Source organism: Thermogemmatispora sp. (assembly GCF_019683635.1).
Lineage (GTDB): Bacteria > Chloroflexota > Ktedonobacteria > Ktedonobacterales > Ktedonobacteraceae > Thermogemmatispora.
On the sequence record NZ_JADGIA010000174.1, the window covers coordinates 1 to 11610 of the forward strand.

The 11610-nt window shown below is 60.3% G+C and carries 10 protein-coding genes and 1 pseudogene; 7 read left to right on the plus strand and 4 right to left on the minus strand.

Annotated features, from left to right (window positions below; all coding sequences use genetic code 11):
* Nucleotides 1–2639 precede the first annotated feature (2639 nt).
* Nucleotides 2640–2867, plus strand: coding sequence for a hypothetical protein (locus IRZ31_RS16555; RefSeq protein WP_297155616.1), 228 nt, complete (start codon nucleotides 2640–2642; stop codon nucleotides 2865–2867).
* Nucleotides 2868–3758: 891 nt separating this feature from the next.
* Here the strand turns inward: IRZ31_RS16555 and IRZ31_RS16560 are convergent.
* The 4 genes from IRZ31_RS16560 to IRZ31_RS16575 form a co-directional block, all read right to left on the minus strand.
* Nucleotides 3759–4805 carry a hypothetical protein gene (locus IRZ31_RS16560; RefSeq protein WP_297155618.1) on the minus strand — a complete coding sequence of 349 codons (1047 nt, stop codon included), beginning with the start codon at nucleotides 4803–4805 and terminating at the stop codon, nucleotides 3759–3761.
* A 22-nt stretch (nucleotides 4806–4827) separates the two neighbouring features.
* Nucleotides 4828–5886, minus strand: a complete 1059-nt coding sequence (locus tag IRZ31_RS16565; protein ID WP_297155620.1) for an ATP-binding cassette domain-containing protein — start codon at nucleotides 5884–5886, stop codon at nucleotides 4828–4830.
* Nucleotides 5887–6043: 157 nt separating this feature from the next.
* Nucleotides 6044–6382 carry a hypothetical protein gene (locus tag IRZ31_RS16570; protein WP_297155621.1) on the minus strand — a complete coding sequence of 113 codons (339 nt, stop codon included), beginning with the start codon at nucleotides 6380–6382 and terminating at the stop codon, nucleotides 6044–6046.
* Nucleotides 6379–6753: a hypothetical protein gene (locus IRZ31_RS16575; RefSeq protein WP_297155623.1), complete on the minus strand. Its 375-nt coding sequence runs from the start codon at nucleotides 6751–6753 to the stop codon at nucleotides 6379–6381. The genes IRZ31_RS16570 and IRZ31_RS16575 overlap by 4 nt, the downstream gene beginning before the upstream one ends.
* A gap of 431 nt (nucleotides 6754–7184) precedes the next feature.
* Here IRZ31_RS16575 and IRZ31_RS16580 point away from each other — a divergent pair, with 431 nt between their 5' ends.
* From IRZ31_RS16580 to IRZ31_RS16605, 6 genes and pseudogenes are all read left to right on the plus strand, one after another.
* Nucleotides 7185–7472, plus strand: a complete 288-nt coding sequence (locus IRZ31_RS16580) for a hypothetical protein (protein ID WP_297155626.1) — start codon at nucleotides 7185–7187, stop codon at nucleotides 7470–7472.
* A 51-nt stretch (nucleotides 7473–7523) separates the two neighbouring features.
* Nucleotides 7524–7802, plus strand: a complete 279-nt coding sequence (locus IRZ31_RS16585) for a hypothetical protein (RefSeq protein ID WP_297155628.1) — start codon at nucleotides 7524–7526, stop codon at nucleotides 7800–7802.
* 61 nt (nucleotides 7803–7863) lie between these two features.
* Complete coding sequence (locus tag IRZ31_RS16590) at nucleotides 7864–9351, plus strand: hypothetical protein (RefSeq protein WP_297155630.1); 1488 nt, start codon at nucleotides 7864–7866, stop codon at nucleotides 9349–9351.
* Nucleotides 9351–9863, plus strand: coding sequence for a stage II sporulation protein M (locus IRZ31_RS16595; RefSeq protein ID WP_297155632.1), 513 nt, complete (start codon nucleotides 9351–9353; stop codon nucleotides 9861–9863). The genes IRZ31_RS16590 and IRZ31_RS16595 overlap by 1 nt, the downstream gene beginning before the upstream one ends.
* Nucleotides 9864–9890: 27 nt before the next feature.
* Entirely contained in the window at nucleotides 9891–10595 is a 705-nt protein-coding gene (locus tag IRZ31_RS16600; RefSeq protein ID WP_297155635.1) for an ABC transporter ATP-binding protein, read from the plus strand.
* A 663-nt stretch (nucleotides 10596–11258) separates the two neighbouring features.
* A pseudogene (locus IRZ31_RS16605) lies at nucleotides 11259–11610 on the plus strand (hypothetical protein); the annotation flags it as partial.

Here is an 11610-nt window from a genome sequence, read left to right on the forward strand (position 1 = left end):
AGGAGCCAGGCTTCAGGCCATAACCCTTGCTCACAGGAACGGCAGCCTGGAGCGCGCTTTGCCCTGCATGCTGAGAGGAGGCCTGGACTGCTCCAGTCTGGTGCTGACGCTCGCCTGGGCATGGTGTTACCCCTCAAGGGGAGTGACACCCCCGTCTCTACCAGTCAATAACTGGGTCAGCCTCCGTGTATCCTGCTCTCTCATGAGAGAGATCAGCCGTGGATGCATGATGATCAACAGGGCTGCCAGCCGTTTCAACCAGCTCCAGCACCGTGACGGGGTCGTCTGCCACAGCGTGCCCCAAGCCTTCTCCCTGCTTCTCTTGTACGAGAAGAGAGGCTGTGCCGCAGCTGAGATCAGCGGTGGCTTCATCATCTGCTGCATATGATTCCTCCTTGCCTGAGATGGTAATGGATATCCAGAGAAGGGATAGCTGAGAAAGACGAGCAACAGAGGGCCAGCCATCCAATCGAGCTATTCAGGCTGGACCGGGAAAAAGGCAACCAGGCAGCAGTGCATAAGCGCCAGGAAAGAGAGACCGTAGGAAGAGCACTGGCACATCGCGTCATATGGACTTTGTAGTACTCTTGCCAGAGCTGCAAGCAACATTGCGCAGTAACGTGCCTTCGGTTGCCAAGCCACTCTCTTCCAGCTCTTCCAGCGAAGCTGGAGAGAAAGATGAGTCAGCTTTTCTACGGGTAAAGAGAGGAATAAGTACCCTCCTGAGAGAAAGGCGGAAAAGCTTTGCTGCGGCACACTGGTAAGGGGCAAATCCTTTCAGCATGCCCCAGACACCTGTTCCTTAGACCACCCGTTGCGAGTGCGAGGCAGGAGGAAACTGCGCTTACTGGCGCCAGGCATGGGCTTCTCTGCATCGTGCCTTGTACCCACAACGGAGAAAGGTTGCCTTTTCTTCAGGAGAGACTCTCACTGGACTGCCAGGGTCAGCCTCCATCGCTGCGATCCTTTCCTCCTCTGTTTGGCTTGACACTCTTGTGAGAGAAACGACACCTCTGTGAAGGATGTTCCTCTTGCTATATCCCCCACTGGGGGATATGAGCAGGAGCAAACTAGGACGTCTCATTAGAAGTGAGATCCCCTCTGGCAGCACAGGCTTGGTAATTTCCCCGGTGCGACAAGCCTATCACAGGCCTGCAGGCTCACCCTTGTCGAGCACTACCACAGGCGAAGTCGGCCCTCTTTGCTGAGGGGTCCCTCTCTCTGATGGCCAGCCCTGCCTCTAGAAGGCAGCAACTATTCCCCACCCTCCAGGCACTCGAATGGCCCGGGGAGCAAAAGCGAAAGCTCCCTCTAGAGAGGTCTTAGCCTGCCAGCCATTCTGTTCTTGTGTATGACTGTCGTCAGAGGAGAGACGGCTAAATGGCACTGTGCAGTGTTCCTCGCTGCTGCCGCTGGCTTCTTTGTGCTGGCATTGTCATCATGTCACCCCTTGCCCTGCCAGGGGAGCGTCAGCTGATAGATATCCTCCTCATGGGCAGGCGATCGATGATGACTGGTAGCATTGCAGCAAGCTGCCACGCTGGAGCCTTCTCGTGTCAACTGCTATGGCATGGAAATTGATCTTGCGAGCCCTCTGGCGGCTGCCCTGGCTAGGCGGCAGATCGCGCCGCAACCAGAAGAAGAGATCGATACGATAGTGAGATGTCGAAAGTGGCCCTGTGGAGCATGCACGCCGCACACCAAGGATACCAGCATTCTGTCTCCTACGCCTGCTATTGGACATGACTCTGTCTGGAATGGCAAAGCATACCGCTATAAAGAGCTTCACCAGGGGTGACCGGGGTGACCAACAGGCCGGCTCTCTCGATAGAGGGTGAGGGTCTGAAGCCGATGGCTTTGTCAACAACTGGGTCTTTTGCACTCATCATGCCCTCCAGGACATCAGGCTGGTCACAACGAGCAGTGGCTGGGGCTTATCAACAGAAAGGCGACTCAGGCTGATCGCATGTCGCGCTTCACAGTACTGGGCATCATGGCATGCAGACGAGGAAGCATGATTTTGTCCCGCTCGCTGGTATTGACCTGGTTGCTGTCTTGCGCCGGCCAGTGGCCCAGTTGGAAGCCTGGGGGCTACTCTAAAGAGGCGAAAGAGACCATTCCCTCTCACCAAGCAAGGGCGTCGGGACATTGAGACGGTCTCCAAAGCTTTCTGCGATAAGGCGAGTGATCACGTTCACCAGTCATTGGAGGCAGAACTCCAGCTTCTCTCGGCGCTGGATGCGTAGAAAGGCTTGCTCCCGACCGCGGAAGGGCTGGCGTAAGGGCTATCAGCAGTCCCTGTATACCTCACAATGGGAGGCAGGAGCGCTGACAAAGAGGTACAGGATTAGTATGTCGTCTTCCAAAGCACTCTCCTGTATTGCCCGGTGGGCCAGCGCTCCCTTCTCCTGGGTTAGACGAGTTATGGTTATTGGATGCCCCGTTGTCGCCTTGCACTGCACCCTGCAACAGTGTGCACTCCTCTAGAGGGCACCGGAGCCGCTGCCAGTCGATCGGCATTCCCTCGCTACGTTCACCGAAATCTCGGGCCGTTTGCTATCGGAGATCGGCTGCTCCAAACCCATCTAGCGCTGGTAGCGCACTGGCTCAAGAAGACTCTTCGATCAGAAGATCAACACATGCACAGGACGCTCGCCCTGGGAGTGTCCGCTGCCGAGGCTGCCGGGCACCTGGACCTACTCGACGAGCCGCTCACGGCTCTAGTTGCTGATCCCCGTCCCTTCGTGAGAAAGGCTGTCTGCCAGCGCGTCAAAAAGCCTGAGCAGCGCAGGCCAGAGATGATTTTCCCCTCGCTGAATGTCTGGAAGATTGATCCGCAACGCGCCTTGATCGCACGCAGGTGCTGAAAATGCTTCAGTAGAGAGGAAATGTGCAAGATCTCTGAACTTCGTCACGGCCACTGCTCGTCTGGAGAAATTCGGTGGGCTGCCTTGTAGATCCCATCCCACCCTGACAGCACTCTTTAGGAGTGTCAGTACTCCCGGTTGGGAACAGCAGGATTGCAAACCTGGAACAGTCTCCCTCCTGTGACATTCCTCGGAGCGCACATGGACCTGTGCGTGCGCGGGGCCAAGGGAAGTGGCAGGACACCTGGGAGCGCATGTGAGGCCGTTTCTCTGCGATGACCTGTCCCAGATGAGCTGAAGTCAGCAGGCCCTGTGCGAGACGGCAGTGGTCCAGGATGATCCTTTTCCCGGAACCAGGAGCGGTCAGTGCGAGATCTGGGCCAGGAACAGAACATCAGCAACGGGGCTGTTGTCTCTATAATGCCCCTTCCGGTCCCCGAGCCGGCGGCAGCCAGGGATGGATCGGGATCAGTCTCTGCTTCGTAGAGATGAAGGGGAGCACGGAGGCAAGAGGAGCGATCGGTTCGAGCAGGAAGAGGAGTGAGAGGAGAGGGATGTGGCTCATGGGAGCTCAGGAGAGCAGTGTGAACGGAACGCATGCTGACAGGGACTCTCGGCTAAGGGAGAACGAGGCCTGTAAAGGAACGAGGGCGATAAGAAATCCTTTAGATCCTACCTTGCAGAGGGACCGCCGGAGGCTCTCCTGATAAAGGATGTGAGCAGTAGCGTCTGACCTCGGGCGAGCAGTCGGTTACAGGGACTACGCTCTGCTAGAGGATACTGAAACAGGCCATGAGCGAGGAGGCGTCCCTACCGCTTCAGGGACGCCGATCCACGTGAGGATGCTCACTGGGGCAGGAGCCTGAATGCTCCCTATGAAGCGACATTCTGTTATAGCGCAACATCCCGTTTCTGCACCAGCCACAGACTCACTCCTCCACTGATCAGCCCATAGCAGAGCAGGACCGCTCCAGCCAGCGCAGTACTGGCACTCGACGGCGTTGCACTCGCAACCAGGGGCAGCGGACGAGAGGCCAGCGCCTCCAGCAGCGTATGGCTGGCCGGGCCCAAGAAGAGCGCGGGCAGGTGCCTCAGCAACGTAGTGAACCCGCTGTCGGGCAGGGCGCTTAGCATGGAGGTCAGTGGAGGAAGCAGCATGCCCTGGATGAACAGATAGCCGATCGACCCTGCAATACCAGCTCCTATCGAGCGCCCCAGCGTCGTGAAGAGCACGCTGAGCAGCGCATAGAGCCATAGACTCATACAGATCCCCAGCCAGTATAGGGCTAGCTCTCCCCAGCCTTGGAGCGAAAGGGGACTTAGCTTCCCTCCCAGTAGGGGACCGATCACGCAGCCCAGCAGCGCCCCTGCCATGAGCAGCGCGGCGTTAACGATCACCAGGATTAGCAGCAGCATCGCACATTGCGCGCAGACAAAGCGGGTGAGTGGAACACCGCGCAAGAAGACCAGACGCTGCGTCCCTGCCTGATAGTCGCTGCCGACAAAGATCGCGACGAAGATGCACAACAGCAGTACCCCCAGCGAGAGCAGCGTGTCGCCACCCAGGCTGAGCGACATAGGAAAGGTCAGCGTCGTCTCTTGCTCACGCAGCACCTCCTGACGCAGCAGTTTCTGCTCTGCCTGCTGCTGAGGTGTTTCGCTCACGCAGGGAGGCGCCTGGCTAACCTGCTGAGCAGAGGTGCTGGCAGTGGGACAGGCCTGCGCTGACACAGGCAGCGTCGCAAAGACGTAGAGGACGAGGTGGAAGCCCGTCGCCAGCAGAAAGCCACCGCCCAGCAGTGCCAGTACCACCAGCGACAGAACGCGTCTGCGCACCAGCAGGAGCTGAGCCTTCATCACTGTGGTGATGGCATGCCATCTTATACGGATGTAGAGAGGTCCCTCGGTCAGTAAAGGGGCGAGTCTCGACTGCATCATTCTCTCCTCTCAAACTCACCATTCATAGCGCTCTCTCAGCCTGACTCAGCGTGGGTGCCGGCTCTGACGCCTGATCCAGGAAGAATTGCTCAAGGCTCATAGAACGCCTGCGGATTTCGGCTGGATAGAGTGCATGTGTGGCCAGCAGCGCGCAGATCTCTGTTGAGGATGTGATCGGAGCCTGGATCTGGAGCACACAAGGGTCCTCCGCTCTGGCCTCCGCGCTGGACACCGACACTGCGCTTCCGGCGCGCCTGACCTGGCGTATCCAGGCGGGCTGCTCCTGAGCAGTACGCTGGAGGAGCGCCTCAGCAGCGTCCAGCGCCTCCGGGGTCTCGTAGACGACCTCAATCACACCCTGGGTCTGGAGCAGTCGGCTGACCTCGCCCTGGATCAGCACCTGCCCGCGTTTCAGCAGAACGACCCTGGTGCAGAGCTGTTGCACTTCATGAAGCAGGTGGCTGGACAGCAGGATGGTCGTGCCTTGCTGTGCCAGGGAGCGCAGCAGCTCGCGCAGATGGACAATGCCAATAGGGTCCAGGCCGTTGGTTGGCTCATCGAGGACCAGCAATTCCGGCTCCGTCAGCAGCGCGGCGGCGATTCCCAGGCGCTGTTTCATGCCAAGCGAGTACTGCTTGAAGGCCACAGGACCCTCCGCAGGCAGGGCGAGGCGCTCGAGGAGTTGACTGATGCGCTGCTCTGTCTCGCGGTCCTCCGGAAGGCCGGCCAGCAGCGAGACTACACGCAGGTTATCGCGTCCACTGAGATAGGGATAGAAGGTCGGGGCCTCGATGAGCGCTCCGACACGTCGCAGGGCTTCCCCGCGCCGAACCGCGGAGGTCATAGGCACACCAAAGAGTTCCACGCTGCCGCTGGTGGGAGTCAGCATGCCCAGCAGCAGGCGCAGCACGGTTGTCTTGCCCGCGCCGTTTGGGCCGAGCAGTCCGACGATCTCGCCGGGCTGAGCGATTTCCAGGCTGAAGTTCTCCACGGCGATCTGCTGCTGAAATCGCCTGGTTACTCGCTCCAGGAGAACGATGGGAGCGTCTCTCCCGGACAGCGTTGAGGCAACGTGTTGCATAGCACCATTCCTTGTCGATAGGAGAGTACTGCTTGCTATAGAAGGGACCAGCCTCTCAGGCGTACTCGCGTCAGGAGCCGCAGGGGGCGAGAGGCGCAGGTGGTGGCCGAAGGAGGGGATGCGCTGGCCGAAGGGAGGTCGCGCATTCCCCTCCGTCTCAGGGGTGCGTCAAGGCGGGCTGATGCTCATCGCTCTCCCCACGCACTTTCCTGAACAGGGTGACCAGCGAGTAGAGACATCCGCCGATGTAGCCAGTCACGAGGATCAGCGCCAGCCAGCGCCAGCGCCGGGCTCGCGCGGTCAGCACGAGGCCCCAGACCCAGGCCACAAAGGAGAGGACGTCGATGATCAAAGCGCGCGGACCTGGCACGGCGATCGTGCCGGGCATCGCGTGTTTGATGGCCTGCATGGACTCTGCGAAGCCGCCACTCAATTGCAGCACGATCACTGTGGTGCAGATGACCAGCAGAAAGACGATAGTCCATTGACGTTTCATGCGCCAGGAATCCCTCCTTGTTCCAGAAATTGCTTGCGGCTGATGCTGTTGCGCACGGTGATCCCCGGCAGGGGCGAGCGCGAGACGAGGGTGAGGGGATTGCCGGCGGCGTCCACCTCGTACCAGCCGCTGTACCGTCGTATCAGGAGCATGGAGGCGACAGAGAAGAGCACCAGCACTGCGACGCTCAGCACGAGGAGCGTCTCTGCGCGCATGATCAGGAAGGTCACAACCAGTGCAGACAGCAGCGTAGTTCCTATCAGCCCGATGAGGGGATAGTATCGGTGGGTGGCATAGCCCAGAGGCGGCTCACCGCTGCGCACCCAGTAGCGCCGAACGACCAGCATCCGATTCTCCGCTGACTGTTTCATTGTTGTCCCTGCCTTTCTTTCCTTCAGGCTCCGAGGCAGAGTATACCTGTGATCCACTCCGCGCTCGTTCCGCATCCACTCACTGCGGAGAGCCCGGCTGCATTATATAACGGTAATACGAAAAGATATGACCTGCGGCACTTCCTCTGCGGGGGCCAGGCCGCTATCCTTTCCTGTGGATAGCGCACAGCGAGTCGCTCCAGGGAGGGAGCAGGCAGCGGGCGCCCTCCTGCGGCCCTGCAGCCTGCGGGATGGCCGCTAGATCTCCTCCTTCCTCTCTGGAGCGCTCCGGTGAGGCCCTTATCTATCAGCTGATAGTGCGTGCGCACCTTTCTGCTGGCCAGAGGGTGGACTCGCGAACCATCAGAGGCCAGATCCATGACGAGATCTTTACGCAAGAAAGACCTCACGCATTGAAGGAGGAATCAGACATGATGCATACGCTTACGCGCGTCAGGTTGCAGATCGCCACGAAGGTGACCCTGCTCTCCAGCCTGATCATGGCGATGGTCGTCTCCGCGATGGCTCTGCCCCGTGGCCTGGGCTTTCTGGTCAGTCAGTTTGGCCTCTCCTGGCAGGATGCTCTGGCGATCATCTCTATCTTGCTCACCGAAGGGTCAGCCGGTATTGCTGCTCTCGCTCCCTGGCTGCTGCCGTTTGTGGGAACCCTCGATGGGCTGATCCTGTTCATCGGCGTCTCGGCCGCTGCCGGCTGGTAGAGGGACGTCTGCTGTTTCTCACTCGTTATTCCTATACTGAAGGAGTGAACCATGCAACAGACACTTGCTCGTGTATCCGCGAAGTATGCTCCGACCGCTGTCTCGCTGCTCTCCAGCGCGGCGCTGCTGCTGACGCAGGGCCGTCTGCTCCTGGGCTGGCTCGTTGGTCAGTTCGGCCTCTCTGAGGCAGTGGCGGCACTGATTGTGAGCATTATCACGACGGACGGCATCTGGGCGGCCGTGGCGATCTATCCCTTCCTGGCGCCATTTGTGGGAACCGTCGAGGGACTGATCTTCATCTTCGGCACGTCTGCATTGATCGGATGGTAGGGCTGCTATGGAGTGCAAGCACCAGCACTGCGCTCCAACCCGGACGAGTAGAGCAATCCTCTTGCTCTACTCTCTCGGTGATCTACGCGCCCAGGGATTGCTGCAGCAGAGACGCTGGTGGCATCGTGGCCTGAGCATCCTGGCGGGGCTGATCTGCTTTGTGACGCTCTATCGCAGCGCGGCGGCGGCCCTGGCGCATCCCTTTGTGGCGGCGGCAACACTGCCGCTGGTGCTCACTGTCTGTGCGTTTCTGCTACTGGTGGTGAACGCACTCTCCGTCGGCACGCTCAGTGAGACCTCCGGGCTGGAGGAGATCCGTGCCCTGTCCTACCTGCCAGTGACGGTGGCCGACGTTGTCTGGATTCGCCTGGTAGTAGGTCTGCTGCGCTCGGAGCTGGTCGCGCTGATCTTCTTTCTGCCTGTCTGCCTGGCGACGATCGTTCATCTTGGATGGGCGCCCTGGTCGATTCTGGCCTCTCTGACGATGCTGGTCGCCTTTCCACTGTTGCCGGCGGTGCTGGGGGTGGCGCTCAATCTGCGCGAGACGAGGCCGCGACTTGTCGTCTGGTTCAGCGCCTTAACCAGCTCGCTGGCTGTCGGAGTCTTCCTCTCTCAGCAGGTCCCGCTGATGCCGGGACCGCTCGCGCTGCTGGGGGCGGTGCTCAGTCTGCCGGTACGCGGGGCACTGGCGCAGGCGGCGCCGGGTGAGACGCTGCTCTTCGCTGGCGCCTGGACGCTGCTGGCGGCTGCCGCGGGGTGGGTCCTGATGCGTCAGGTGAGCGTGAGTCGTGAGAGGCAGGTCCGTGAACGGAGATCGCTGGCCGTCTCGCTGCTGCGGACCTGGCTCAGCGCCACTGGAGCGGCGACCGGGCGTTGGGGCGCGCTGCTCTCCTTAAGTGGCCTGGCGCTGGCGCGTCTCCCGGCGTTCCTGCTGGCGACGTGTACGCTGGCCCTCGCGCTCTGGCTGAGCATCGCTCCGCGCCTGCTGCCGACCCATACGCTTGGCAGTCCCCGCCTGACCGCTCTGATCACGGCCCTCTCGCTGCTCCTGCAAAGTGTAGTGACGCTGGTGGTCTGCCTGGGGCCGCTGCTCACCGCGCTGCTGGGTGAGGCACGGGAACATCGCGTACAGCAACCGTATCCCATTGCAGCCCGTCTGCACGCCGCGGCTGTCTACCTGACCTTTCTAGGACTGGCGGCCCCCCTGGTCGTTGCGCTGGCGCTGCTAGCAGGTCTGCTCAGCCATAGCGTGCTGCTGTACTGGTTTGGCGCCTATCTGCTCTCAGCGCTGCCAGGAGGGGGGGCGCTCCTGCTGGCGATGGTGCTGGGACGACGGCCATGGATCAGATTGCTCGCCTGGGGGGCCGGCTGGGTACTTGTACTGCTGGCCCGGGTGGTCGCCCTGGCTGCGGGGGTGGCGCTGCTGCGGGTTGATCCTCTGCTCCTGGGGCTACTGAGCGGTGTTCTCGTCGATGTGCTGCTCTGCCTGCTTTGCTGGCGTGGGCTGATGGTGCGCCAGTACAGGCGTTTTCTGGAGGAGGATCTCTGATGGCTCATTCCAGACAGTGGTTTGCCGTGCTGGGGGCCTATGGCTGCGGGCTGCTCTTGGGTCTGCTGGCAGCGGAAGGTTTGGCTCACCAGCTTGTGGCACACCCTCATCAGTTGCCAGCACTGGCGATTATCCAGCATAATCTGCTGGTGCTGGTCATCATGTTTCTGGGCATCCTCACGGTCGGCGCTGTGACCTTGCTGGTACTGCTGATCAATGGCGTCATGCTCGGCGCCGTGGTGGGGGCCTACGCCTGGCGGGGGAAGCTGACCGCCGTGCTGCTCGCGCTGGCCCCTCATGGCATTCTTGAGGTCAGCGCCTTTCTGCTGGCCGCGTATGGCGATCTGCTGCTGGTGCCCCTGTTCTGGAAGCTCCTGCGCACCGGGGGCTGGCGGAACTGGTACGGACATTCCCAAGTGCTCTGGAAGGCGTTGCTCTTCAATGGCTGCGCTGTGGCTTTGCTCGTCTGCGCGGGTCTGATCGAGCATACGCTGTTTCTCACCGTGTCGTAGTCTGAACGCAGGGAGGAGTCTTCGCGCGTGAAGCCCAATGCATTGCGGGATCTGCCGGTGTTGAGTGTGAACAATCTGAGCAAGCGCTTCAGGGAGAAAGTGGTCTTACGCGAGGTCAACCTGGAGGTCTGGCCGGGAGAGGCGCTGGCGCTGCTTGGGGCCAACGGGTCTGGGAAATCGACAACGTTGCGCTGTCTGGTTGGGGAGATTCCCAAAGATACGGGAGTCGTCACCATCTGTGGGGCGGACCTTGATCTTGAGCCGCTGCGCGCCAAAGCGCAGCTCGGCTATGCTGCAGATTTGCCTTTTTTATATCCCTATCTCAGTGGAGAGGAGCATCTGCGCCTGTGGGCGGCCTTCCGCAGGCTGGACAGGGCGGCCCTCGCTTACGGCCGCGAGCTGGCCGAGCGGCTTGAACTGGCGCCTGCGTTCTCCGGCCTGGTGCGTACCTACTCGCGCGGCATGCGCCAGAAGCTCGCGTTCATCGGTGCCCTCTTCCACCGGCCTGCACTGATCCTGCTCGATGAGCCGTTCACTGCCATGGATCATGCCTCAACGGAGGTAGCGCTGGCTCTCCTTCACGAGGCACGCCAGCAGGGGGCTGGGCTACTGTTCACGAGCCACCAGGAAGAGATTGTCGGGCGCCTACAGGCAGCAACGATCTACCTGCGCAATGGTATCACGACACACCTGATGCGCCCGGCAAGAGACGCTGGGCAGCATTGTGGATGAGTAGGCGTGCTCGACATGTGCCTGCTGTACGGAGCGCCTCTATCTCTTTCTATGGATGAACGTCGGGTCGACGTTGCGTGCAATATCCGCAGCTCGTCCCGACGTCTTTTTCTTCTCACGAGAGGGGCAGATCTGTTGAGAGTAGTAGTGTTCCGGCAAGGATGGAATGTCTTTGCTGTTGACAAACTTATGCGCATAAACTATACTCAAGGGTATCAATATACTGAGCTGTTGTCTATCTAACAATCTGGCCAGACTGGCCTGTCGTTGTCTCTATCCTTCTTCATCAGCAGGCGGGGGATTGCTGATCAGGCTTTGCTGGAAAAGTGGCTTGCGACCGCTCAATCGTAGCGGTCTGCAGAATCGGACTCTGTCTAAGTCCGCCCGGGCCTCTGGCCTGTAGAGCTGCCGATGAGGTATGTACCGTGCTATTTCGGCTACCCAGTTGGGCTGAGTCGGTCTGGAGGCCGTGCTGCTGCGCGCCTGCAGCCAGGCCTGCGGACTCGCCTGCTTCATCTCGCTACCTGTTGTGTGAGGTCATGCTGCCTGATGGCTTGCTTGATTCTACGTCCATGAATATGAGTGGCAGAAGTAGCCGCGCTTTTCTCTCCAGGACAGCACTTTCTTCTGCGATGTTTTTTGATCTACGGAGAAAGGAGTGCCATGCGAGAGCAATGTTGTTCCGACTATCATGACTTCGACCTTCGGCGGAAAATCACAGCCCCGGCTCTCCCTGTCGCACTGCTCCATCGCAAGGCCTTGCTGGAGCGGCTGCGTGAAGCGGTCTTGCCTGTACAGGGCTGCGCTCCCCATCGTCAACTCATCCTCTGCTGTGCGCCTGCCGGCTATGGCAAGACTACCCTGCTGGCCGACTTCGCGCGTTCGGCGCAGCTACCGTGCTGCTGGTATTTTCTGGAACGATCGGATCTCGATCCCGTGGTATTTTTGCGGACGCTGCTGGCCAGTCTACGCCAGACCTTTCCTGCTTTTGGGGCTTCACTAGATGCCCTCTTTC